At 61.8% G+C, this 22,030-nt stretch carries 24 protein-coding genes; 17 read left to right on the forward strand and 7 right to left on the reverse strand.

Going from position 1 to position 22,030, the window contains the following annotated elements:
- Positions 1-38 precede the first annotated feature (38 nt).
- The 4 genes from ACP15D_RS18800 (at position 39) to ACP15D_RS18815 (ending at position 2,844) form a co-directional block, all read left to right on the forward strand.
- On the forward strand, positions 39-569 hold the full coding sequence (locus ACP15D_RS18800) for an SRPBCC family protein (RefSeq protein WP_424958940.1): 531 nt from the start codon (positions 39-41) through the stop codon (positions 567-569).
- Positions 570-580: 11 nt separating this feature from the next.
- Positions 581-1,567 carry a YncE family protein gene (locus ACP15D_RS18805; protein ID WP_424958941.1) on the forward strand — a complete coding sequence of 329 codons (987 nt, stop codon included), beginning with the start codon at positions 581-583 and terminating at the stop codon, positions 1,565-1,567.
- Between the two features lie 183 nt (positions 1,568-1,750).
- Complete coding sequence (locus ACP15D_RS18810; protein WP_424958942.1) at positions 1,751-2,485, forward strand: hypothetical protein; 735 nt, start codon at positions 1,751-1,753, stop codon at positions 2,483-2,485.
- Positions 2,482-2,844 (forward strand): hypothetical protein, encoded by a 363-nt coding sequence (locus ACP15D_RS18815; RefSeq protein WP_424958943.1) that lies wholly within the window; start codon positions 2,482-2,484, stop codon positions 2,842-2,844. The genes ACP15D_RS18810 and ACP15D_RS18815 overlap by 4 nt, the downstream gene beginning before the upstream one ends.
- Positions 2,845-3,005: 161 nt before the next feature.
- Here the strand turns inward: ACP15D_RS18815 and ACP15D_RS18820 are convergent, their stop codons facing one another.
- Together ACP15D_RS18820 and ACP15D_RS18825 are read right to left on the reverse strand one after the other, a co-directional pair.
- Positions 3,006-3,821, reverse strand: coding sequence for a quinoprotein dehydrogenase-associated SoxYZ-like carrier (locus ACP15D_RS18820; protein WP_424958944.1), 816 nt, complete (start codon positions 3,819-3,821; stop codon positions 3,006-3,008).
- Positions 3,822-3,851: 30 nt separating this feature from the next.
- Positions 3,852-5,063: a quinoprotein relay system zinc metallohydrolase 2 gene (locus ACP15D_RS18825; RefSeq protein WP_424958945.1), complete on the reverse strand. Its 1,212-nt coding sequence runs from the start codon at positions 5,061-5,063 to the stop codon at positions 3,852-3,854.
- Between the two features lie 281 nt (positions 5,064-5,344).
- On the opposite strand from ACP15D_RS18825, the gene ACP15D_RS18830 reads away from it, so the two are divergent.
- The 4 genes from ACP15D_RS18830 to ACP15D_RS18845 all read left to right on the forward strand — a co-directional run bounded on the left by ACP15D_RS18830 (position 5,345) and on the right by ACP15D_RS18845 (position 9,531).
- On the forward strand, positions 5,345-7,165 hold the full coding sequence (locus tag ACP15D_RS18830) for a methanol/ethanol family PQQ-dependent dehydrogenase (protein WP_424958946.1): 1,821 nt from the start codon (positions 5,345-5,347) through the stop codon (positions 7,163-7,165).
- A gap of 216 nt (positions 7,166-7,381) precedes the next feature.
- On the forward strand, positions 7,382-7,957 hold the full coding sequence (locus tag ACP15D_RS18835; RefSeq protein ID WP_424958947.1) for a c-type cytochrome, methanol metabolism-related: 576 nt from the start codon (positions 7,382-7,384) through the stop codon (positions 7,955-7,957).
- A 130-nt stretch (positions 7,958-8,087) separates the two neighbouring features.
- The gene (locus ACP15D_RS18840) at positions 8,088-8,819 is read left to right on the forward strand and encodes a substrate-binding domain-containing protein (RefSeq protein WP_424958948.1); all 732 of its coding nucleotides are present in this window, start codon (positions 8,088-8,090) and stop codon (positions 8,817-8,819) included.
- Positions 8,820-8,832: 13 nt separating this feature from the next.
- The gene (locus ACP15D_RS18845) at positions 8,833-9,531 is read left to right on the forward strand and encodes a PQQ-dependent catabolism-associated CXXCW motif protein (RefSeq protein WP_424958949.1); all 699 of its coding nucleotides are present in this window, start codon (positions 8,833-8,835) and stop codon (positions 9,529-9,531) included.
- Between the two features lie 92 nt (positions 9,532-9,623).
- Here ACP15D_RS18845 and ACP15D_RS18850 read toward each other — a convergent pair whose 3' ends face one another.
- The 5 genes from ACP15D_RS18850 to ACP15D_RS18870 all read right to left on the reverse strand — a co-directional run bounded on the left by ACP15D_RS18850 (position 9,624) and on the right by ACP15D_RS18870 (position 14,921).
- On the reverse strand, positions 9,624-10,541 hold the full coding sequence (locus ACP15D_RS18850) for a hypothetical protein (RefSeq protein WP_424958950.1): 918 nt from the start codon (positions 10,539-10,541) through the stop codon (positions 9,624-9,626).
- Positions 10,542-10,544: 3 nt separating this feature from the next.
- On the reverse strand, positions 10,545-11,624 hold the full coding sequence (locus tag ACP15D_RS18855) for an ABC transporter permease (protein ID WP_424958951.1): 1,080 nt from the start codon (positions 11,622-11,624) through the stop codon (positions 10,545-10,547).
- Positions 11,621-12,397 (reverse strand): ABC transporter ATP-binding protein, encoded by a 777-nt coding sequence (locus ACP15D_RS18860; RefSeq protein ID WP_424958952.1) that lies wholly within the window; start codon positions 12,395-12,397, stop codon positions 11,621-11,623. The genes ACP15D_RS18855 and ACP15D_RS18860 overlap by 4 nt, the downstream gene beginning before the upstream one ends.
- 179 nt (positions 12,398-12,576) lie before the next feature.
- A complete protein-coding gene (locus tag ACP15D_RS18865; RefSeq protein WP_424959277.1) occupies positions 12,577-13,500 on the reverse strand; it encodes a YVTN family beta-propeller repeat protein in 924 nt (307 codons plus the stop codon).
- Positions 13,501-13,604: 104 nt separating this feature from the next.
- Positions 13,605-14,921: an ABC transporter substrate-binding protein gene (locus ACP15D_RS18870; protein ID WP_424958953.1), complete on the reverse strand. Its 1,317-nt coding sequence runs from the start codon at positions 14,919-14,921 to the stop codon at positions 13,605-13,607.
- 262 nt (positions 14,922-15,183) lie between these two features.
- Between ACP15D_RS18870 and ACP15D_RS18875 the strand changes: the two genes are divergently transcribed.
- Genes ACP15D_RS18875 through ACP15D_RS18915 form a run of 9 tightly spaced genes read left to right on the forward strand, consistent with a single transcriptional unit; the run spans position 15,184 to position 22,029 of the window.
- A complete protein-coding gene (locus ACP15D_RS18875; protein ID WP_424958954.1) occupies positions 15,184-15,708 on the forward strand; it encodes a DUF3280 domain-containing protein in 525 nt (174 codons plus the stop codon).
- Positions 15,705-16,691 (forward strand): ABC transporter substrate-binding protein, encoded by a 987-nt coding sequence (locus ACP15D_RS18880; protein ID WP_424958955.1) that lies wholly within the window; start codon positions 15,705-15,707, stop codon positions 16,689-16,691. The genes ACP15D_RS18875 and ACP15D_RS18880 overlap by 4 nt, the downstream gene beginning before the upstream one ends.
- Positions 16,675-17,454: an ABC transporter permease gene (locus ACP15D_RS18885; protein ID WP_424958956.1), complete on the forward strand. Its 780-nt coding sequence runs from the start codon at positions 16,675-16,677 to the stop codon at positions 17,452-17,454. Before ACP15D_RS18880 ends, ACP15D_RS18885 begins: the two co-directional genes overlap by 17 nt.
- Complete coding sequence (locus ACP15D_RS18890; RefSeq protein WP_424958957.1) at positions 17,442-18,170, forward strand: ABC transporter ATP-binding protein; 729 nt, start codon at positions 17,442-17,444, stop codon at positions 18,168-18,170. The genes ACP15D_RS18885 and ACP15D_RS18890 overlap by 13 nt, the downstream gene beginning before the upstream one ends.
- A gap of 15 nt (positions 18,171-18,185) precedes the next feature.
- Positions 18,186-18,959 carry a (5-formylfuran-3-yl)methyl phosphate synthase gene (locus ACP15D_RS18895; RefSeq protein WP_424958958.1) on the forward strand — a complete coding sequence of 258 codons (774 nt, stop codon included), beginning with the start codon at positions 18,186-18,188 and terminating at the stop codon, positions 18,957-18,959.
- Positions 18,956-19,351: a dihydroneopterin aldolase gene (locus ACP15D_RS18900; RefSeq protein WP_424958959.1), complete on the forward strand. Its 396-nt coding sequence runs from the start codon at positions 18,956-18,958 to the stop codon at positions 19,349-19,351. Before ACP15D_RS18895 ends, ACP15D_RS18900 begins: the two co-directional genes overlap by 4 nt.
- Positions 19,348-19,992, forward strand: coding sequence for a uridylate kinase (locus ACP15D_RS18905; protein ID WP_424958960.1), 645 nt, complete (start codon positions 19,348-19,350; stop codon positions 19,990-19,992). The genes ACP15D_RS18900 and ACP15D_RS18905 overlap by 4 nt, the downstream gene beginning before the upstream one ends.
- A 56-nt stretch (positions 19,993-20,048) precedes the next feature.
- Positions 20,049-21,512: a DUF6513 domain-containing protein gene (locus tag ACP15D_RS18910; RefSeq protein ID WP_424958961.1), complete on the forward strand. Its 1,464-nt coding sequence runs from the start codon at positions 20,049-20,051 to the stop codon at positions 21,510-21,512.
- Positions 21,463-22,029 carry a DUF447 domain-containing protein gene (locus tag ACP15D_RS18915; protein WP_424958962.1) on the forward strand — a complete coding sequence of 189 codons (567 nt, stop codon included), beginning with the start codon at positions 21,463-21,465 and terminating at the stop codon, positions 22,027-22,029. Before ACP15D_RS18910 ends, ACP15D_RS18915 begins: the two co-directional genes overlap by 50 nt.
- The last annotated feature ends 1 nt before the right edge of the window (position 22,030 follow it).

Here is a 22,030-nt window from a genome sequence, read left to right on the forward strand (position 1 = left end):
GAGGCGGGTAAAAGAACCGATACTCGGAGGAAAATCCCATGGTGAAAGCTGTTGCGCTGGCGCTGGCTGCGCTGGCACTGTTTCCGACCTTCGCGTCTGCACACGGGCCGTCGCGTCAGAAGGTGACGGAGACCGTCGAGATCAACGCGCCGGCTGACAAGGTTTGGGGCGTCATCGGCAACTTCCAGGACATGAGCTGGCACCCGGCCATCGCCAAGACCGAGGGTACTGGCGGCAACGACGCCAATGCAACCCGGACGCTGACGCTGACCTCGGGTGGCACCATCGAAGAGAAGCTCATCTCCAACGATCCGGCCAAGAAAATCTACAAGTATGAGATCACCAAGGTCGACCCGAAGGTTCTGCCGGTGAACAACTACTCGTCCAATATCTCTGTGAAGGGTGAGGGCGACAAGTCGACCGTCGAGTGGAAGGGCGCCTTCTATCGCGGCTTCATGAACAATGACCCGCCGCCGGAGCTGAACGACGAGGCAGCCAAGAAGGCCGTGCAGGGCGTCTATCGCTCCGGCCTCGACGCGCTGAAGAAGAAGCTCGAGACGGGCGGCTAAGCGCCGGTGCGATGCGCCAGCGCTCGCACAACGGTGTTGTGATTCTGGCGGCGGCGCTCAGTGCCGCCGTCGTCTTGGGATGTTGGCCGGCCGCCTCGGAGCCGGCGGCGACGCATCCCTTTACCGAAGCGCTGGTGACCAACCAGACCGGCGATTCGCTCTCCATCGTCTCGCTCGCCGACATGAAGTCCGTTGCCGAGATCGCCATCAGCGGCAATCCGGCCGGCATCGCCATGTCGTCGGACCGCAAGTACGCTTTCATCACGTCGCCCGAGAGCAAAGAGCTCGTCGTCTTCGACGCTGACACGCGTCAGGTGGCGAAGCGGTTCAAGGTCGGCGAGGGCCCGCTCGGCGTCGCCGCTCACCCGTCCAACGGTCTTGTCTACGTGGCCGATTGGTACGTGCACAAAATCTCTGTCGTCGATCCGCTCGGCGGCAAGGTTGTCGCCCAGGTCGCGGTCGGCGACTCGCCCTCCGGGCTCGCAGTGACGCCGGATGGCAAATTTCTGCTCAGCGCCGACCGTGACAGCGATGCCGTCTCGATCATCGACACCGCTACCAACACGCGTGTGAAAAGCGTCCCCGTCGGCAAGCGCCCGTTTGGCATCACCATCGATGCAGAGGGCCGGCGCGCCTATACGGCCAACGTCGCCAGCGACGACGTCAGCATCATCGATATCGCGACCGGGATCGTCGTCGGCACCGTCCCGGTCGGCCATCGGCCCTACGCGGTCGCCCTGGCCCGCGGCCGCGCCTTCGTCACCAATCAGTACGGCAGCAGCCTCAGCGTTTTCGATCTGGGTAACCTCGAGCCGGTCAAAACCATCGAAATCGGCGATCACCCCGAAGGCATCATGGCCGACGCGACCGGCGCTAACGTCTACGTGGCCTGCTGGTTCGATAACGTCGTGATGCGGGTCGATACCGATAAGCTGGCTGTCACTGGGGAAGCAGCCGTCGGGGACGGCCCAAGAGCTTTCGGGCTATTTCTGCGCTGAGCCGGCCCCACGAGCCTCCCCGCGCCCCCTCTTCTTGCAGTGCAGCAGTCACCCATCCGTCAACCGAATGACGAAACGTTAAGGTCGTGCCTGTTTACGGCGGTGCGTCGGCAAGAGTAGAACGGGCAAAAAGAGCAACAACGTTACACAACGTGGCAACGTCACTGGGAAGGAAGCGTTACTATGCGGTTCAATGGTTTGGGAGGCCTCGTCCTCGTCGCCGCCCTTGCGCTGGGATCAAGCGCGGTAGCAGTCATGGCTGCTGACGAAGCAAAGCCGGCAGGTGCCGCGGCCTCGGCCCAGCCGAAGGCGACAGATCTCATTTTCGAGCAAAAACACCTTGCCAATGTCGAGCCGGGCAAGACGATCGACTACAAATTCGAGCGCACCGTCACCGACCAGAAGATCTTGGGGCAGCCTTTCACCGACGATATCACTTTGAAGGTCACCGCCGACCAGGCGGACGGCAAGAAAGACCTCGAGCTACAGATTTATTCCGGCGACCGCGCCCGCGATCTGCAGAAGCTGCAGAAGTTCTCCATCAACCCGGTGTTCGCCGTCTTCTTCTCGCAGGCCGTCAGCACCTTCAACCAGCTTGCCGGCGGGCAGGTGAACTACCTGCAGAGCGCCTTTTCCAACGGTTGGCTGCAGGCCAAGGTCGAGCCCATCAAGGTCACCTACAACGGCAAGGAAATTGACGCATACCGCATCTCCATGACGCCGTTTGCCGGCGACAAGTATGAGTCCAAGATGCAGGGGTGGGAGGGCGCCGAGTATGCTGTCATCGTCAGCAAGGATGTCCCTGGCCAGATCGTCGATCTCCTCGCCAAGTACCACAATCGCTATCCGCCGGCGAAGCTGAAGCTCACCGAACGCATCACTCTTGCCGGCGTCACCGGACTGGAGGGCACGCAATGAGAAAAAGCATCGCTGCCGCCGCTTGCAGCGCATTCGTCGTCGCCGCATTGACCGCAACGGCGAGTTTTGCAGTAGAGCTGCCGAAGAACGATTATCCGACCTCGGCGCGCGCTGACTATGTCTTCGCCTGCATGCAGACGAACGGTCAGAATCGCATCGTCCTGGAGAAGTGCTCTTGCTCGATCGACACCATCGCTTCGCTGCTTCCATACGATGAGTATGAAGCGGCCGAGACGATCATGTCTGTTCGCCAGAAGGGCGGCGAGAGCGTCGCCATGTTCAACAGCTTCCCGCCGTTTCTGGAGAAGGTGAAGAACCTGAAGCGCGCTCAGGTCGAAGCCGAACTGCGCTGTTTCTAGAGACAATCAGCATGGGCCGGCTTTGCTTGGCCCATGCATACCCGGCCACCGACTTGGCCGCGGATCGGAAGGCGCCAAGTGCGCCCGGCGCGAGCGCCGGCCATCAGCCGGCACCAGGCTCACCGCACGCAGCCTCTCTCAGCTCGCGTCGCTCTGATAAGCTAAGCGCCCTTGCCAGCCGACGTTGCGGTGAACACTTTGCCTTCTGTGTCCTTGGCCGTCACGTCGATGACGTTCTCCTTGCCGGGGACGAAGCTGAAGCGGAAGTTCGGATTCTCTGAAATCGAGATGCCACCTTCCATCTTGAATACGCGCTCGCCGTCCCGCTTCACGTCCATTTCGCTTACGATGCGCATCGGCGTGTATTGACGCGACACCTGATCCATCTGCATGCCGGTGAAGTTCGGATGACGGATCATGACCTGCGCTTCGCGGGTAGGCGGCGTGCGATCCTTCGCGTCGGCTGTATCAAACGTACGGATCTGCATCTTGCCGAGGTTGGCGAACGCTTCATCGGCATCCTTAGATGCGGCCGCCGAGCATCCGCCCGAAGCTTTGACGAACTTCGTCGCCATGTGCAGCTTGCCGTCTGCGGTCTCCGCGATGGCGCGCACATTGGAGTACATGTCGATGCGCACGCGGGTCGACAGCATGCGGTCGCCCCTGCCTGCGGCCTCGCCCAAATGGAACGTGGCAACGACGGGCGCGGGGTTCTTATCGACGATCAGCGTCAGCGTCTTCACCTCTCCGGCAGCCGCAGGGAGGCGCATCGTCACCGGAACGACAGCGGCATCCTCGGCACGATAGGGCGCATCGAGTTCGACCAAACCGTCCTCGACGACCTCGCGATTGTCGAACACGTCCCGGCGCAGATCGGTCCACACGTCATCCGCACTCGCGACACCAGCCGTTCCGAGCAGCATCGCGGCAACGGCGGCAATGCCAAGAGCGCTTCTTCGAGTTGTCTGCATAGCCATCTAGGGTGTCCTCCGGGCAAGCCTTGCCATTTATTCCCATTCTAGTTCGGCAAAAGCGGCAGAAACGTTTCTTGCGTTGTACTCCTTGAACAGGACCCAAGCATCTTTTTCTGAAAGTCCAACCGTCTCAGCCGCCTCGGACAGCGTTTTTCCCTGCTTGATCATCGACCGAACGTCATTGGCGATCTTGCTGAGGTAGCGCTTCTCGTCCGCCATTGCCTGTGGCCAGGGCATTGCTGCAGGCCCATGTCCCGGCACAGCGAGCTTTACGTCCCGGCGCTCCGCGAGCTTGTCGAGCAGCGCGAGCCAGCCCCGGATAGAGCCGTCGAGAGCAGGGATGTGGTGCGAGAAGAGAAGATCGCCGAGGAACAGAGTGTCGGTCTTTTCATCGAGAACTATCAAGTCGTTATCGGTGTGCGCTGTGGGCTCGGCCTCGAGCTGCAATTTGCGCCCGCCCAGATCGAGTTCGAGCTTTCCGTCGACCAGAAGCGTCGGACCGATGATCTGCGTGCCCGCAAACGAATCCCCCAAAAGCTCCTTGTTGATCGCCAGATAGCGATCGCGACGGGCCGCGAGGGCGCGAGGCAGTTTGGCATGCCCGACGAACGTCGGCTTCTCACCTAAAAACGCAGCATTCCCAAACACATGGTCGGGATGCATGTGTGTATTGATGACGTACTTGATCGGCAGCTGCGTGCGCGCCCGGATTGCGGCCAGAAGCGCCGCGCCGACTTTGGCGCTGCCGCCGGTATCCACCACCGCAACGCCATCGTTGCCGATGATGAAGCCCGAGTTCGATGTGTCGCCCGCATTCTGGGGGGTGAAAACCTCGTAGCGCCCCTGATGCACGAACACGCCGGGGGCCACTTCCTCGACCTGCAGGGCGTCGACTGCGCGCGCCGGCGCTGCCATTGGAATGCTTGTAGCGAGCAAGATGGCCCCGACAAGCAACGATGTAACATTAGGGAAAACTTCCCGATTTTTGTTTCTCAGCATCGAACGAAGATCCATGCTCTGATCCCTTCTGGTGATCACGAAAAGTGCCCAAACTCGTTCACGAAAATGAGAGCAACGCGTGAACGAGGCCGTCCGGCGATGGATTCGCGACGGGCCGTCCTCCACACCAGCGAGTGACGTTGCGCGGGCCCCCTCGCTCGTCATGAAAACGCAGATATGCAGAGATTTCACGCGTAGTTTGAAAGGTTGTCGTGCGCTGCACAAAACACAGACGCAGCGCAGCAAACTGCGGTGGAATACGGAGTAAAATGCGTCAGCCATCTTGTCCTTTTCACGGACGCGTGAATTTTCGTTACCTCATCGTCTTGCACCCGGGAAAAAAAAGTGCGTAGATGTGCCGCGGTGTGACACGGCAACCAGGGCTGACTGGCATCCCCAGACCGGCCCCGTCGAACGCTGAATAAGGGACAAGAGGGGAATAACCCCCATCCCAAGAAACTAGGGTGTGAGGCGACGCCGTTCACCACCGACTTGCGTGGCAAGAACCTTAAAATGGAGGAAGCGCAATGCGCAAAAGCGTATTCGCAGGTGCATTGGTTGCGGCGGCTGCCTTTTCGGCTCCGGCGTCGGCCAATGACAGCGTTATCAAGTGTATCGCTGACGAAAATAACTGGTGCATGCAGCAGGGTAACTACTCTGCCACCCGCTATTCCAACCTTGACCAGATCAACACCAAGAACGTCGGCAACCTGAAAGTTGCTTGGACGTTCTCAACCGGCGTGCTGCGCGGTCACGAGGGTTCGCCCCTCGTTATCGGCAACATGATGTACCTCCACACCCCGTTCCCGAACATCGTCTACGCTCTCAACCTCGACGATGAGAACCGGATCGTTTGGAAGTACGAGCCGAAGCAGGATCCGTCCGTCATCCCCGTGATGTGCTGCGACACCGTCAACCGCGGTCTGCAGTACGCCGATGGCAAGCTCTTCCTGCATCAGGCTGACACCACTCTCGTCGCTCTCGATGCCAAGACCGGCAAAGAGGTTTGGAAGGCTGTCAACGCCGATCCGAAGCGCGGCGAAACCGGCACGGGCGCTGCGCTCGTCGTCGGCGATGTCGTGATGATCGGTGTGTCGGGTGCCGAGTTCGGCGTCCGCTGCTTCTTCACCGGTTACGACATCAACTCCGGCAAGCGTCTGTGGCGCGCCTACTCGATGGGTCCGGATGACGAGATCCTGTTCAACCCCGAGAAGACCATGTCTCTCGGCAAGCCGGTTGGTAAGGACTCCTCGCTCAAGACCTGGACCGGCGACCAGTGGAAGCTGGGCGGCGGCTCGATCTGGGGCTGGTACGCCTGGGATCCCAAGCTGAACCTCGTCTACTACGGCACGGGCAACCCGTCGACGTGGAACCCGGCTCAGCGCGCTGGACCCGATGGCAAGCAGATCGATCAGAAGTGGTCGATGTCCATCATGGCTCGCAACCCGCAGACCGGCGAGGCCGCCTGGGCTTACCAGATGACCCCGTTCGACGAGTGGGACTATGACGGCGTCAACGAGATGATCCTCGTCGACAACATGGAAGTGAAGGGCAAGAAGCATAACGTGCTCGTGCACTTCGACCGCAACGGTCTTGGCTACACGGTTGACCGTGAGTCGGGCATTCCGCTCGTTGCCGAGAAGTATGACCCCGTCGTCAACTGGACGACTGGCGTCGATCTCGACCCCAAGAGCCCGACCTATGGCCGTCCGGCTGTTGTCGCCTCTAAGTCGACGTTCCTCAACGGTCCCGACGTCAACACCACCGACGTCTGCCCGGCCGCTCTCGGAACGAAGGACCAGCAGCCTGCTGCTTACTCTCCTCTGACGGGCCTCTTCTACGTGCCGACGAACCACGTCTGCATGGACTACGAGCCCTTCAAGGTCGAGTACACGGCCGGTCAGCCCTACGTTGGTGCCACGCTCTCCATGTATCCGCCGAAGGGCGAGAGCCACATGGGTAACTTCATCGCGTGGGATGCCTCCAAGGGTAAGATCGTCTGGTCGAACAAGGAGCAGTTCTCGGTGTGGTCGGGTGTTCTCACCACCGCTGGCGGCATCGCCTGCGTCGGCACCCTCGAGGGCTACTTCAAGTGCGTCGATCAGAAGGACGGCAAGGAGCTTTATAAGAACCGCACGCCGTCTGGCATCATCGGCAACGTGTTCACCTACGGACACAAGGGCAAGCAGTACGTCGGCGTCTTCTCGGGCGTCGGTGGTTGGGCCGGTATCGGCCTGGCAGCTGGCCTGACGAACCCGACCGATGGTCTGGGTGCCGTGGGTGGCTACGCTGGTCTGAACAGCTACACCGCTCTCGGTGGTTCGCTGACGGTCTGGTCGCTGCCATAAGTCGTCGACATACGAACAATGGACCGGCGCGGGTTTCCCGCGCCGGTCTTCCGTATGAATGGAACCTGCTGAATTCAATTAGCGGTTCATCCACGAAGGTCGCCAATTCGCAGCGCAACATTGCAAAATGGTATGACATTTTGCCTGTTGCGCCGTGCTAATTGGCAACCCAAATGTAAAACCATCTATCGTAGTCCGAGCAGATAGGGGAAACGCGTGAGAAGGATTAGTTTTGCCATTGCTGCCGCCATTGCGCTTGGGGGCGTCGTGGGTACGGCCATGGCTGAAGATGTGCAGCCGGGTTTGCAGAAAGAAGTGACGCTCGCCGACGGCTGTCTCAGCCAGGAAGGCGCAGAGTTCAAAGAAGGCAAGTGGGTTCTGCCCGACGGCACGCCGACGTTCCATGTCTGCCACAAGGACAACAAGTACGTTGTCGACTGGGCAACGTATAACGGCTACCGCCGCTATCACGGTGAGTGCCACGTGTGCCACGGCCCGAACGGTCTCGGCTCGACGTACGCGCCCGCCCTCGCAAACTCGCTGCAGACGATGGATTACGGGACGTTCCTCGGCACCGTCGCCAGTGGCCGTACGCGCGATGAAGCCGGCACCAAGTTCGTGATGCCCGCCTTCGGCGACAACAAAAACGTGATGTGCTTCATCAACGACCTCTACGTATATCTGAAGGCACGTTCCTTCGAGGCGCTGCCGGCTGGACAGCTCGGTGGTCGCAATCGCGATGAGAAGCCGCAAGAAGCCAGAGACGAAGAGAAGTCTTGCCTTGGATCCTAAGAAGCATACCAAGCTAAACACATTAGTCGGGGCCGCCCTGGGCGGCCTCGTCTTGTTTTCAGCAATGATTGGCTCGGCCCACGCTGTCGAAGGTCACCGATCTGATCTTGTAAATCGCAAGGTTCTGCGCGTGTGCGCAGATCCCGCAAACCTTCCTTTCTCGGACGAGAAAAAAGAAGGCTTTGAAAACAAGATTGCTGACATTATTGGCGACGAGCTCGGCGTGCCCGTGGAGTACACGTGGTTCCCGCAAGCCGTAGGCTTTACGCGCAACACGCTGCTCGCCAAACGCTGCGACGTGATCATCGGCACCGGGCAGGGCGATGATTTGGTGCTCAACACCAACGCGCTTTATCGCTCTGCATATGCGCTGGTTTATAAGCCTGGCACCGGCCTCGACGGCGTCGAGAGCATTTTCGATCCGCGCCTGAAGGACAAACACATCGGCGTTGTTCAGGGCACGCCGTCGGCCACGCTGGTCGCCAAAGCTGGCCTGATGGGCTACGCGCGCCCCTATCGTCTCATGGTGGATCGCCGCTACGACGACCCCTCGGCCGAGATGGTGAAGGACATTCGCGACGGCAAGATCGAGGCTGGCGTGATGTGGGGGCCGATCGCCGGCTACTACGCATCCCGCAACGGCGAGAAGCTGGCCGTCGTGCCTCTCGTTCAGGATGCAGGCAAGGCCGGCCGCGTCGACTTCCGCATCACCATGGGCGTTCGCCAGGGCGATGATCTGTGGAAGCGCAAGCTCAACGACATCATCCGCAAGCGTCAGGCAGACATAGATAAGGTGCTGCTCGACTACGGCGTGCCGATGATCGATGAGGACAACAAGCCGATCACGTCCCCGCGCAGCTAGTCGAGTGCCCCCAATGACGCCTGCCATCACGTATGGAAGCGTTTGGGCGCGAAGTGTGCGTGCAGGATGCTGCCTGAGCCTGATTGCAGGCATCCTAGTGGTCTTCGCGGACCTGGGAGCGACCGCGGCGTGGGCGGCGGAGCCAGCTACCTCCGCGGCCTCCACTTCTGGGGCTGCTCCCCATCCTGACGTGCCTCCCGCCGCCGACGAGGCTGTTGCAGACACTGAGCCCGCCGCGGAGCCCGAGGGCTACCGCATGGACCAATTCCGCGCTCCCGTACCGGCGACGCTCAAGGGCGCGCACGTTCTTGCCAACGACGCAGCGGCGGACCTCTGGAACAAGAGCGGCGCCGTCTTCATCGACGTCTACCCACAGGCGCCCAAACCGCCAAACCTGCCCTCTGGCACCTTCTGGCGCGATCCTAGCCACCGCAGCATAGAGGGCGCCACATGGCTCCCCAACGTCGGCTACGGCGCTCTGTCGGACGAAATGGATGCGCACTTCCGCGAGGCGCTGAAAACGCTGTCGAAGGGCAAGTCAGATGCGCCGCTGGTCTTCTTCTGCCTCAAGGACTGCTGGATGTCGTGGAACGCCGCCAAGCGGGCCCTCGAGTACGGCTATACCAACGTCATGTGGTACCGCGACGGCGCCGATGGCTGGCAGGAACTTGGCTATCCGCTCGTCGAGCTGAAGAAGTACGCCGGCTCCTAGTTCGCTGCACAGGCGTCTAGCCTGTGGCTACTGGCGACGGCGCGCAGCCACCATTCGACGATCCGATCCGCCCGAGTTCTCCTGCCTCAGCCTCAGCTCTTCATTTCGGCGCGGATCAGGCGCGAGATCTCGAATGCGCGCTGCTCGATGAGCACCGGCACCTCGCACGCCAGCGTGAGGTTCTGCTGCCGCTCCTGGAAGATGCGCGCGTTCCAATTGTACTCCTGCTGCTCGGGAGAGAGCTGCGTTTCGGTTGGAAGCAGCTCGTCTGTGGCTGCGAGGCCCTTCTCCGCAAGCTGCTGGCCCTCGCGCTCCAGCTCAGTGGCGCGCGCCTTCTGGCGGCGCTGGAACTCTTCCACTTTGCCCATCACGAACTCGCGGTCGGTATTGATCTCGTGCAGGAAGCTGGCGAACAGCTCGGTCAACTTCTGGTCCCGCTCCGCTTCGGGGATGGACGCAGCGTATTCCTTGATCGCCTTCTCTGCTTCCTCTGTTGAAACGCGCCGGCTCTCTAGAATGTCAGTCAGGTTGCGAATGGCCGGATCGAAGTCCTTGATGCTCTCGATCGATGGGCCATCCCAGATCTGCCCGGCTGATATGATCGGCACCTTCCGCTGAACACATGGCCAGTCGGGACTGCCGAGCACCGCGGAGGGCGAGAAGTCGACGGCTGCGTTGTTTTCCGGCGTGACGGGCGATGGCGCAAAAGCTGGATGCTGGCTGGCTCCCAGAGGCGCGGCTTCCATACCACCGGCGCGCGCACCAGGGACGACGCCCGGGGCGATTCCCGGCTGCGGCTCGAGACCGCCAGGGTGAGCGCCAGGAACGACGCCTGGTGCCAACCCAGGTGCGAGATCGGGAGCCGCTTCGACCTTCGCCGGCGCGTCTTTGCCTGCCGCCTTGTCCTCGGCAAAGGCGCCTGTGCTTGCGAGGATTGCGAGGGCGCTGGCCATCGCTGCACATCTCATCATCCGCGTCATGGCGCTATCCTGCTTGTTGTTGGCTTTCATCGCTCATGCTCCAGCGCCCGGACCGCCGCGACGGGCGATCAGGCCTTTTGAGGGGTTGTACGCATAGATCGCCGCGCCGAGGAAAACGGCTGTGCAGGCGAGAACGATCCCCAGCGACGGCCAATCGACTTGCCCATAGAGGGCAAAGCGGATCACCTCGACCGCATGGGTGAATGGGTTGAGCTGGCAGAGCTCGTAAAGGACCATGCTCGACTCCTTCACGCGCCACAGCGGATAGAGCGCGGAGGAAGCAAAGAACATCGGGAAGATGACGAAGTTCATCACGCCCGCGAAGTTCTCGAGCTGCTTGATCACCGACGACATGAATAGTGCCAGCGAGCCGAGCATCAATCCCGCGACCACCAGCGCGGGCGCAACCGCGATGTAGTTCATCGATGGCGCACCGAGGTTCCAGTAGTAGATCACGGCAACTATGGCGCCGATCTCGAAGGCCCCCGCAACCAGCAGCGCGTTCCGCATGAAGCGTTCCGAGAACATCTCTGTCGCCGAGCTGAAGATGTGAAGCGCGAACATGGCAGCGGGAGCAGCCAGCAGCAGGGTATAGCCCCAGCCTGTGAGTTCGGCCTCCCAGAAATAGAAGATAGCAAGGAACACATAAGCCTGGATCGCCGCCACCGCGACGCCGCCAATCAGCTTGGAGACCAGCAGGAACGAGCGCGGAAATGGGCTGACGAGCAGCGTCCGCATCGCGCCTGTCTCGCGGTCGTAGACCATCGACAGAGACGATTGCATCGCGTTGAACAGCAGGATCATGCCCAGCAGGCCGGGCACCACGTACACCTCATAGAGAACGTAGGTCTCGTACGGAGGAATGATCGATACGCCCAGCGTCTGCCGGAAGCCGGCAGCGAAAATGAACAGCCAGATCAGTGGCCGCACCAGTGCGGACATGAAGCGCTCGCGCTGATGCAGGTAGCGCAGCACTTCGCGCCACACGATGCCCTTGAAACAGGTGAAGTAAGCGCGCACGCCAAGCCGGGGCGGCTCGGCACCCCATGCCTGTTCACTTATCGACGATGTCGCCGCCGAGCCATGCTGAATGGTAGAGCTCATGGCGGTCATGCAGCGAGTTCCTCGGTTCCCGAGCCGGTCAACTTGCGGAACGCGTCGCTGACGGTCTTTGTTTCAGTCTTGGCGAGCATCTCCGGCACGGTGCCCGTAAACAGCACCTTGCCCTTGTGCAGCACCACGACGAGATCGGTCGGCCGCACCTCGTCGAAAAGGTGCGTTGCCCACAGGACGCTCAAACCTTCCTTTTCCACCAGCGAGCGCACGATATTGACGACGCTTTCGCGCGATCCGATGTCGAGACCGACGGTGGGCTCATCGAGCAGCAGCATAGAAGGCTGGTGCAACAGCGACCGCGCAATCTCCACGCGCCGCGACTGGCCGCCGGAAAGATTACGCACTTTTTCCTTCGCGCGATCTGCCAGTCCGACGATCTGCAGCGCGCGTTCGGTGCGCCGGCGCGCTTCGCGGCCATGGATGCCGTGCAGAGCGCAGTGGTAGAGAAGGTTCTGCTTCAGCGACAGGTCCAGATCGAGCGTACGGCTCTGGAACACCACGCCGAGCCGCTGCAACGCCGCCATGGCGCGCCGCCGGATGTCATGGCCGAAGATGCGGATCTCGCCCGTGACGTTGTCGTACAATCGCGTGATCAGCGCAAATAGCGTCGACTTGCCGGCGCCGTTGAGCCCCAGCAGCACAACGAAGCGCCCGCGCGGAATCTCTAACGACACGTCCTTCAGCGCAGCATTGTCGCCAAAGCTGTGGCTGACGTTGTTGACGACCAGCGCAGGCGCGCTTGCCTCGGTCGGGTTGGGGTCATCTGCCATGTTGATGTGACGATTGCACCGCAAACATCCTATTTCAAGCCTTTGGAAACGTTGGTCGTTTCTCTTCGGCCTGGCCACGCGGAGTGCTGCGGCCGTTCGCCTTCTCTCGTTGTCGAGCGGGTTTGTCCTTGTCCTGGAGGCCGCCGATAGCCTCGATAGAACGGCGAAAAATCAAACGACTAGAACGGAGCAACGACGATGCCCCAAGGATAGCGCCCGGTGCGGATCGATTTGATCACCTTGAGCGCCGCAACGTCTATCACCGAAACGTCGTTGGACGCACCATTGGTGGTGAGAAGCTGCTTGCCGTCGGGCGTGAAGGCCATCTGCCAGACGCGCTGACCGACGAGCAGATATTTTTTCACCTGCAGCGTTTCGGTGTCGACCACCGCCACTCGGTTGGCAGGGCCGAGCGCGACGAACGCCGTCTTGCCGTCCTGCGTGATACGGACGCCCACCGGCTGAATGGCTTCCTTCGTAACGCCAGGAATCTCGAAGCGAACCTTGCCGATCACCTTGCGGTCGGCCGGATTGATCACCGTGACCGTGCCGCCGATCTCCGAGCTCACCCACAGCTGCGTGCCGGCGGGATTGAAGATCGCCACGCGCGGGCGGCTGTCGACCAGAACGTTGTCGAACGTCTTGTGGGTCGTTGTGTCGATGAAGTGGGCCATGTTCGTCGTTTCCGACGTGTTGACCAGCACTTTGCCGTCGGGGCTCATGCCCATGCCTTCCGGCTCGACGCCGACAGGAATGTCACCGATGATCTTGCCGCTCTGGATATCGACGACGGTGACGAGGTTGTCGTCCTCGTTCGCGACGTACAGCGGATTGCCCGACGGATGCAGGATCAGCAACTCGGGGTCGGGACCAGAAGGCAATGTCTTGATGAGCTGATAGGTCTTCGTGTCATAGACCTGGATGATGTTGTCGTCGCTGGTGCAGACGATCAGCCACTTGGCATCATTCGACAGAATGACGCCGCGCGGCCGCTGGCCAACGGAAAATGTTTTGATCACCTCGAGCTTTTCTGTGTCGATCACCGACACGGAATTGTCCTTCTCGTTGGTGACGAACGCGGTGTAGGCATTGGCCGCTGGCATCGGCAGGGCGAGGGCCGAGAGGGTGCCGAGTAACAGGGCGCCAACCTTGATGCGCTTCACGAAGCTTCCTCCTGAGATACTTTTCTTAGCCGGCAGTCTGGCGTTCATTGCGTATAGGCTTTGCATTTGGTTTCGGGCTTATCGACCCCCAGGGTATCGAGCACGCTCGTCTGGTGTAGGAAGCCCTGCTGCGGTGAGACGGTGACCAGCATCTTCGGCGTGTCGACAAGGATGGGCTGGCGCAACTGACCATTCCAGTTGCGTAGAGACAGCCCGACGCCCTTGAAGCCCGCAACTTCGAAGCTGGGCCCCTTGATGTAGTCAACGAGTTCCTTGAAATTCGTCGACTTCGTGCGAGCCGCGGCTTCGCCGATCATGCGCACGCCGAGCCATGCGTTGTAGTCGATCGGGCGCATGTTGCGGTCGGCAAGACGCTTGAAGCGGTTCTGGAACTGCGTGCCGCCCCAGAGCTCGATAGCCGGATGCCAGCTCTCCGCGACAAGGCCCGCGGTTCCCGCGACCGGGCGCGCGTCCCATGTGCGATAGGGCAGATAATCACCGAACAGGCTGCTCTCGTCGGCAACGACGACCACGTCATAGTCGGGAGCACTTTGGGTGAACGTCGGAATTTGCTGCTGTACCTGCTCAAAACCGCCATCCGAACGGCGGTTGCCGGAATCGTAAGTGAACGTGCGCTCCTCGACGATTTTCGCACCAAAACGCTTGGCAGCCCGGCGGATCGCATCGGCGTAGAGCTTGTCTTTCTCTGTCGGCCCCAGCACCAGCAGCCAGCGGTTCCACTTCTTCCACACGAGATACTGCGCCAGGGCATCCGCCAGCATCGAGCGCGTGGGCGCGGTGTGCAGCACGTCGGCGCGGCAATCTTCCTCTCGCAGGCTGTCATCGGGCAGCGCATAGTTGATCAGCAGCGCTTCCTTGCCCTTCAGGGCGTCCGACAGCTTGAGCAGCGTCGCGGGCGAGGCGTCGACGAGTACGAAGTGCGTTCCCGCGTCGACCTTCTGCACCACGTCGGCGATCAGCTTCGCCGGATCAGAATCCTCGATCGCTTCGAGCGTGAACTCCTGGTTCATGAAGCGGCCGGTGGTGTTGTTGTCGGTAATAGCCAGCTTCGCGCCGGCCAGCCCGAGATCCTTCGGCGGCAGATCGAGCAGCGAGAGCGGCAGCGGCTCCTCGCGTAGCTCGCGCGCGAGCAGGATGGGGATTACCGCGACCTTAGGCGCGGCTTCGTCAGTCTTTGCGGGGGCCGTAGCTTCGGGTGTTGGCGCGGTAGCAGGCGAGGCATCTTGGGCAAGGACGCTCACTGGAGCGATTATGGCCAGCGCAGCCGCGAACAACGCGCCGCGCCGCAGACACGCGAACACTCCGCCGCTATGCGCGCGCTCGGCATTGCCATTCGCCATTGAGCCGGTTCCTCCTGAATTCTTCCGTCTCGCTGCAGTGCGAGAGCTTATTGTGCGGGCTACTGTTACTATGTTGCATTAAAAGGGTGCTGGGGACCACGGTTGTCAAGGTCTCCCGATTTCACTCGCGGACTTGTGACCTTTGGCATGCCACTACGTGGCAATAACCCCCTTGCAATTAGCCACCTCTTCGGCACACCTACCCCTTAATAGTATAACAGTCTAAGCAGCCGTCGGCGCGGCTTAGAGCAGGGGAAGCGATTTGTTTGCTAAACGGATTGTCATCTTCGCGCTTGCCTCGATGCTGCTGCCCGCCATCGCATCGGCGGCGCCGAAGGCGGTCATCTTTCCCTTCGATCTCATAGATCAGCAGCAGCAATTCGAAATCGGCGTAATGCCCAAGGGGCTCGACCCTGAGGACAAGCGCCGGCTGCAGCTCATTACCGACGAACTGATCCGCCTCATCAGGGCCGGCGGGCACTATGAAGTGGTCGATAGCACGCCGATCGCAAAGGACATCGAAGAGAAATCTCCGATGTACAAGTGTAATGGCTGCGAGGATGACCTCGCCAAGAAAGTGGGCGCTGCGTACGCATTTATCGGCACCGTGCGCAAGGCATCCGACGTTCTGTTCACGGTCAGCATCTACATTCGCGACGTGGCCGCAGAGAAGGTCGTCGATCAGGGATCGAGCGAGATCTACGGCAACACCGATAAAATGTGGCTGCGCGCCGTGAACTACATTGTCGACAGGCGGCTGTTCGCGCAGAAGGGGGCCGCGAGATGATCGATCGCCGCCAGTTGCTGCTCGCCGGCGGTTCGGCCTTGGCAGGTTTGGCTGCCGGCGCCCCAACGGCAAGCGCCGCAGGATCGCTGCGGATTGCCTCTCTTAAGTTCGGCACCTTGAGCTGGCTATTGGAAACGGTGCGCGCTGAGGGATTGGCCAACAAGGTTGGTCTACAGATTATCGTCGTCGAGGTTGCGACAAACCAGGCGGGTCCCGTCGCGCTTCTTTCCGGCAACGTGGAGATCATCGTCAGTGATTGGCCGTGGGCGCTGCGTCAGCGAGCCCTCGGAGAGCGCGTGAAGTTCGCGCCGTATTCGTCTGCCCTTGGCGCCGTCATGGTTGCGGGCGATTCTCCCATCAAGACGATCGCCGATCTCAAGGACAAGAAGCTCGGCGTTGCCGGCGGCGCCATCGACAAGAGCTGGTTGTTGCTCCGCGCCTACTCGAAGAAAGAGCTGGGAATCGACATCGCCAGCTTTGCAAGCCCGGCCTTTGGTTCCGCCCCGCTTCTTACCGCCGAAGCGATGTCCGGGCGTCTCGATGCCGTGCTCAACTTCTGGACCTACGCCGCCCGCCTGCATGGCGAAGGCTTCCACTCGATCGTCACCATGGACGAGGTTCTGAAGTCGCTGGGAATCGCGCCCGTGCCTTCATTGGTCGGCTTCATTTGGACCGAGGAGACCGAGGAGAAGAAGGCGAAAGAGATCGCTGCATTTCTCTCCGTTGTGGAGGACGCCAACGCAATCCTCGCCAAATCCGACGCCGCCTGGGAGCGCCTGCGTGACCTCGTGCGGCCGCAGAGCGAACCTGAATTCCAGCAGATCAAGGCGGACTATCGCGCAGGCATCCCCCAGCCATGGACCGGAGCAGAGACCCGATCGGCTGAAAAATTGACACAGATCCTCGTCGATATTGGAGGACCGAATATTCTCGGCAGTGGTACGCAGTTCGACCCCAAGCTGTTCCATGCGGCAGGCTCATAACGCGCAGGCGCGCGGCCCCAGGTTAGGGCGCCTCGGCTGGTCGCTGATCTCACTGCTGGCACTCGTCGGGCTATGGGAGCTTATCGCTCTCATCGCGCAGAGCCGCTATATGCCTGGCCCAACCGAAGTGGTGCAGGTGATGATCCGCGAGGCGGAGGCGGGCGAGCTGTGGGGCAACATTGCCGCAACGCTCATCCGCGTCGCGTTCAGTTTCGTCGTCGCGATGTTCATCGGCTCGGCAATCGGCCTGGCGCTCGGCCGCTATCCGATGGCCGATCGTTTCTTCGATACCTGGCTGATCTTCTTCCTCAACCTGCCAGCGCTGGTCATTATCGTACTTTGCTACATCTGGTTCGGACTGACGGAGGTCGCAGCGATCACCGCGGTTGCCGTCAACAAGATCCCCAACGTCGCCGTCACCATGCGCGAGGGCGCCCGCAGCCTCTCCAAAGATCTCAATGAGATGGCGCACGTATACCGCTTCGGCTGGTGGAAGACGCTGCGCCACGTGACCTTGCCGCAGCTCGTGCCGTTCTTCGCCGCCGCAGCCCGCTCCGGCCTCGCGCTTGTATGGAAAATCGTGCTCGTGGTCGAAGCCTTCGGGCGCTCCGACGGCGTCGGGCATCAGCTCAACATCGCCTTCCAGCTCTTCGACGTGCCGATGATCCTCTCCTACGCACTTGCTTTCATCATCGTCGTGCAGATCATCGAGATGGCGATCATTCAGCCGCTCATCGCGAGGGCCAGCAAATGGCGTCGGTGAAGCGGCCGCTGTCGGTCAAGATCGACAAGAAGGAGTTCCCCGCCGTCGGGGAGCGTCCCTCGAACCATGTCCTGAAGGACATCGCCTTCGACGTCGATCCGGGATCGTTCGTCATCATCACCGGGCCATCCGGCGGCGGCAAGTCAACGATGCTGAACATCGTCGCCGGCCTCGATCACGACTATGACGGCCAGGTTGAGTTTGGCAGCCAGGGCCCCAACATCGCGTTCGTGTTTCAGTCGCCGCGGTTATTACCTTGGCGCACCGTTTACGAGAACATCGCGCTGGCGCTGCCGACCGATGATCCGCGCCTCGCCAACATCCCCGAGCTTCTGAAGCGTGTCGGTCTCACCGAGGCAGCGAATGCCTATCCGGAAATGATCTCGCTCGGCATGCAGCGCCGCGTCGCCCTGGCGCGCGCCTTTGTGCTCGAGCCGGACATTCTCCTCATGGATGAACCGTTCGTCTCGCTCGACGATCCCACCGCACACGCCCTGCGCGAGCTTCTGGTTGAGCTCTGGTCCCGCCGCCCGACGACCGTCCTGTTCGTCACTCATGACCGGGCCGAGGCAGTCATGCTGGGGACCCGCATCTTGCGTCTGTCGGCCGGACCTGCAACTATCGCCGAGGACGTTCCGGTGCAGCTCTCCGTGGCCGACCGGTGCGACCGTGAAAAGGTGCGGGCGGAACAGCGCCGCATCTTCGGCGAAGCATAGATCTCATCAAGATTAATGGAACACGTGCGCGGATCGGCAAGGCTGCTTGCCAGCGTGACGAACGACCGCGAGGCGCAGCTTGTCGCCTCTCTGGGTGCTGACGTCATCGATGCCAAGAATCCCTCAGCCGGCGCACTGGGGGCGCTCCCGGCCGCTACAGTGACGGCCATTCGCCGTGCCGTGCCCGCTCACATTATCGTCAGCGCCACCATCGGCGATCCGACCGAAGACATCGCCGCAACTGCAGCTGCCATCCAGCGCATGGCCGCAACAGGTGCGGATATCGTCAAGATCGGCCTTGAAGCAAATGCGACCACCGCGACGATGCTCCAGGCGGTGGCCAAGCTCGATCTAGGATCGGCGCGCCTCGTCGGCGTCATGCTCGCCGACAAGGGGGTCGACTTCGATCTCATTCCAGTAGCACGCGATGCTGGCTTCGTCGGCCTGATGCTCGACACAGCAGATAAGCGCCGCGGTGCGCTTCCCGACGTCACCTCAATTGATGTGCTGCGCCGCTTTGTGGCGGCAACCAAAGCTGCCGGCATGTTCGCCGGTCTCGCAGGCTCGTTGCGCGCCGCGCACGTGCCAATGCTGCTGGCGCTTTCCCCCGACATTCTCGGCTTCCGCGGCGGCCTTTGCCGTCAGGGCGAGCGCACTTCGGAGATCGATGCCGAGGCCGTTCGCGCCGTTCGCCGCATTATCCCTGTTTGCGATGCAGCACAGGGTCAAGCTTGCAGCCCGCTGCTGCCAGGTGCTATGGCGCCTCGGCAAGCGAAAGACGTGGCATGAGCAGCAAACACAGCATTTCCGCCCGCCGTGACGGCGCAATCCTCGATCGCATCTTCGTGCGCGGCCTCGTGCTGCCCGTCGCCATCGGCGTCTACGACGAAGAGCAGGGCATCACGCAAAAGGTTTCGTTCACCATCGAAGCCTCTGTCGCCGCCGGTGTCTCTCCGAAAGGGGACACGATCGACGAGGTGCCGTCCTATGACGATCTCGTCAACGCGGTGAAGACGGTGATCGCGGCCGGACATGTCGGCCTAGTCGAGACGATGGCGGCGCAGATCGCCGAGCGCTGCCTCGCCGACAAACGCATCGTCGAGGTGTTGGTCCGCGTCGAGAAGCTGGAGCGCGGCCCCGATGCCGTCGGCGTCGAGATCGTGCGCCCGCGCGCCACGTGAGCGCCGCGCGCACGCCCACCGTCGTCAAGCTGGGTGGCAGCCTCGCCGAAAGTCGGCGTCTTGCGTCTATCCTGAAGATCGTCGGCGCCGCGCGTCAGTCATGCGTCATCGTTCCCGGTGGTGGCACCTTTGCCGACGCCGTGCGCGCGGCGCACAAAAAGCACCACCTCCCCGAGCCGGTTTCACATCGCATGGCGCTGCTGGCGATGCATCAGACCGGCATGATGCTGAGTGCCATGCATCCACGCCTTGTCCCGGCGGAAACGCTCAGCGCCATTCGCCGCGCAATGGCGGAAAGCCGCATTCCGGTCTGGCTGCCGCTGAAACTCACCGACGCCGATACGCGTGTTTCTGCCGACTGGCGCACGACGTCCGACGCGCTCGCCGCCCGCCTCGCCGAGCGCCTTGGCGCTGGCGTCGTGTTGGTAAAGTCCTGCCGCGTCGACTCTGAGGCAACGCCCGCGCAACTCGTTCGCCAGGGCATTGTCGACCCTGCCTTTGCCGAGATCGTCGCACGGTCGGCATTGCCGTGGCGCGTGCTTGGCGCTGGCGATGAGGCCGAGCTTGCCCAGCGGCTTTCCGCACCTTATCGAGCCGGTCGACTGAAACCCTCTAAGCGTGCTATCGCCCGAGGCAGATGACCGCCGGCCCTGGGGCCAAAAAGTGCGGGCGAGGCCAGCTCCCATGACCAGCTCCCATGACTAGTTCTGACGGCGAAAAAAAGCTGCTGTTCCTGACCGGGCGTCTCGCTGAGCCCCGTCTTGCCGAGACAGTGGCGGCTATGGGCCTGCCCAACGGCTCCTGGCGCATCGCCAACCTTGGCATCAAAGTCGCAGCGCTGATGACCGAGAACATCGTCCGCAACCGCTTGAAAGAGCCGCTAGATGCCGATCGCGTCATCGTCCCCGGTCGCGTGCGCATGGACCTGTCTCACCTCGCCGAGCACTACGGCGTGCCTTTCGAGCGCGGCCCCGACGAGATCATCGACTTGCCGCAGTTTTTCGGCCAGGGCGGTGAGCCGCCCGATCTGTCGAAGAATGATATCCGCATCTTCGCCGAGATCGTCGATGCGCCAGCCTTTTCGACTGAGGCGCTTGTCGCCCGAGGGCGAGAGCTTATCGAAAAGGGCGCCGACGTGGTCGACATCGGCTGCCAGCCGGGCGTCCCATTTCCGCACCTGGAAGAAACCGTCGTCGCCCTGAAACGGGCCGGCTTCAAAGTGAGCGTCGATTCCGGCGACACCGAAGAGCTACGCCGCGGCGCGCGTGCTGGCGCTGATTTCGTCTTGAGCCTTGACGAGAGCAACCTCGACGCCATCGACGGAACGGCGTGCGTGCCCGTGCTGCTGCCAAAGCCGCACGGGGATTTGGATTCCCTCGTGCGCGCCATCGAGTTGTGCAAGGCGAAGGGCATCCCGCACATCGCCGACCCTGTGCTCGATCCCATCAACTTCGGCTTCATGACATCGCTCGAGCGCTACGCCGAGTTGCGCCGCCGCTGTCCCGATGTCGAAATCCTCATGGGCACCGGCAACCTGACAGAATTGACCGACGCCGACAGTCAGGGTGTCACGGCGCTTCTCATCGGCATCTGCGCCGAGCTGCAGATTCACAACGTGCTGATCGTGCAGGTATCGCCGCACACGCGCCGCACCGTCGAAGAGCACGACGCCGCCCGCCGCCTCATGTATCGCGCCCGCGAAGACGGCAACCTCCCCAAGGGCTACAACGCCGGACTGCTCTCACTGCACGAGATGCGCCCCTTTCAGGATACGCCCGAGCAGATCGCCGCCAACGCCAAGGAGGTGCGCGATTCCAACTATCGCATCGAGGCCGCCACCGACGGCCTGCATATTTATAATCGCGACGGCCATCACGTCGCCGCTGATCCCTTCGCGCTGTTCGACAAGCTCGGCGTTGAGCACGACGGCGCTCACGCATTCTATCTCGGCTATGAGCTGGCCAAGGCCGAGATTGCCCGCGCCCTCGGCAAGAGATATGCGCAGGACAGCGCGCTCGACTGGGGCGTCGCCGCCGATCGCAAGTCCGAAGACCTGACCCAGCATGCACCCGAAGGGGCCACGCTCAAAGCCGCCCGCAAGGAGAAGCAGGATGCCGCGCATCGTCGAAACGATCGTGACGACGACAAACGCGAAGGGTGAGGCGCATATCGCCCCCCTTGGTTTGATCGCTGACGGCGACAACTGGATCATCGCGCCGTTCCGGCCTTCGCGCACGCTCGACAACCTCAACGAGGTGCCCTTCGCAATCGCGAGCCACACCGACGACGTGCGCGTGTTTGCCGGCTGCGTCACCGGCCGCAAATCATGGCCGACCTGCACTGCGGAGCGCGTGCCCGGTATGCGCCTCATCGATGCCGTCTCGCACTGGGAGATGGCCGTCGAAAGCATCACCAATGATCAGCAGCGACCGCGCTTTTCATGCAGGTTGGAGTACGAGGCGAGCCACCGCCCGTGGGAAGGCTTCAACCGCGCTCAGGCGGCCGTGCTCGAATGCGCAGTGCTGATAACGCGCCTTTCCATGCTGCCGCCCGAGAAGATCGAAAACGAGCTGAAGTACCTCGAGATCGCTATCTCCAAGACCGCCGGCCCGCGCGAGGAAGAGGCCTGGGGCTGGCTGATGGAAAAGATCGACGCCTGGCGCGCCTTGCAAGGCTGAG

Source organism: Hyphomicrobium sp. 1Nfss2.1 (assembly GCF_965243865.1).
Classification (GTDB): Bacteria; Pseudomonadota; Alphaproteobacteria; order Rhizobiales; family Hyphomicrobiaceae; genus Hyphomicrobium_A.

Excerpts from the sequence above, each read along its gene's own strand:
- ACP15D_RS18810 (WP_424958942.1), top strand. The coding sequence starts at position 1,751 with ATGCGGTTCAATGGTTTGGGAGGCCTCGTCCTCGTCGCCGCCCTTGCG.
- ACP15D_RS18890 (WP_424958957.1), top strand. The coding sequence starts at position 17,442 with ATGGCGTCGGTGAAGCGGCCGCTGTCGGTCAAGATCGACAAGAAGGAG.
- ACP15D_RS18865 (WP_424959277.1), bottom strand. The coding sequence starts at position 13,500 with ATGCCAGCGGCCAATGCCTACACCGCGTTCGTCACCAACGAGAAGGAC.
- ACP15D_RS18860 (WP_424958952.1), bottom strand. The coding sequence starts at position 12,397 with ATGGCAGATGACCCCAACCCGACCGAGGCAAGCGCGCCTGCGCTGGTC.
- ACP15D_RS18900 (WP_424958959.1), top strand. The coding sequence starts at position 18,956 with ATGAGCAGCAAACACAGCATTTCCGCCCGCCGTGACGGCGCAATCCTC.
- ACP15D_RS18885 (WP_424958956.1), top strand. The coding sequence starts at position 16,675 with ATGCGGCAGGCTCATAACGCGCAGGCGCGCGGCCCCAGGTTAGGGCGC.
- ACP15D_RS18815 (WP_424958943.1), top strand. The coding sequence starts at position 2,482 with ATGAGAAAAAGCATCGCTGCCGCCGCTTGCAGCGCATTCGTCGTCGCC.
- ACP15D_RS18805 (WP_424958941.1), top strand. The coding sequence starts at position 581 with ATGCGCCAGCGCTCGCACAACGGTGTTGTGATTCTGGCGGCGGCGCTC.
- ACP15D_RS18830 (WP_424958946.1), top strand. The coding sequence starts at position 5,345 with ATGCGCAAAAGCGTATTCGCAGGTGCATTGGTTGCGGCGGCTGCCTTT.
- ACP15D_RS18915 (WP_424958962.1), top strand. The coding sequence starts at position 21,463 with ATGCCGCGCATCGTCGAAACGATCGTGACGACGACAAACGCGAAGGGT.
- ACP15D_RS18880 (WP_424958955.1), top strand. The coding sequence starts at position 15,705 with ATGATCGATCGCCGCCAGTTGCTGCTCGCCGGCGGTTCGGCCTTGGCA.
- ACP15D_RS18845 (WP_424958949.1), top strand. The coding sequence starts at position 8,833 with ATGACGCCTGCCATCACGTATGGAAGCGTTTGGGCGCGAAGTGTGCGT.
- ACP15D_RS18800 (WP_424958940.1), top strand. The coding sequence starts at position 39 with ATGGTGAAAGCTGTTGCGCTGGCGCTGGCTGCGCTGGCACTGTTTCCG.
- ACP15D_RS18820 (WP_424958944.1), bottom strand. The coding sequence starts at position 3,821 with ATGGCTATGCAGACAACTCGAAGAAGCGCTCTTGGCATTGCCGCCGTT.
- ACP15D_RS18850 (WP_424958950.1), bottom strand. The coding sequence starts at position 10,541 with ATGAAAGCCAACAACAAGCAGGATAGCGCCATGACGCGGATGATGAGA.
- ACP15D_RS18855 (WP_424958951.1), bottom strand. The coding sequence starts at position 11,624 with ATGACCGCCATGAGCTCTACCATTCAGCATGGCTCGGCGGCGACATCG.
- ACP15D_RS18870 (WP_424958953.1), bottom strand. The coding sequence starts at position 14,921 with ATGGCGAATGGCAATGCCGAGCGCGCGCATAGCGGCGGAGTGTTCGCG.
- ACP15D_RS18910 (WP_424958961.1), top strand. The coding sequence starts at position 20,049 with ATGACTAGTTCTGACGGCGAAAAAAAGCTGCTGTTCCTGACCGGGCGT.
- ACP15D_RS18895 (WP_424958958.1), top strand. The coding sequence starts at position 18,186 with ATGGAACACGTGCGCGGATCGGCAAGGCTGCTTGCCAGCGTGACGAAC.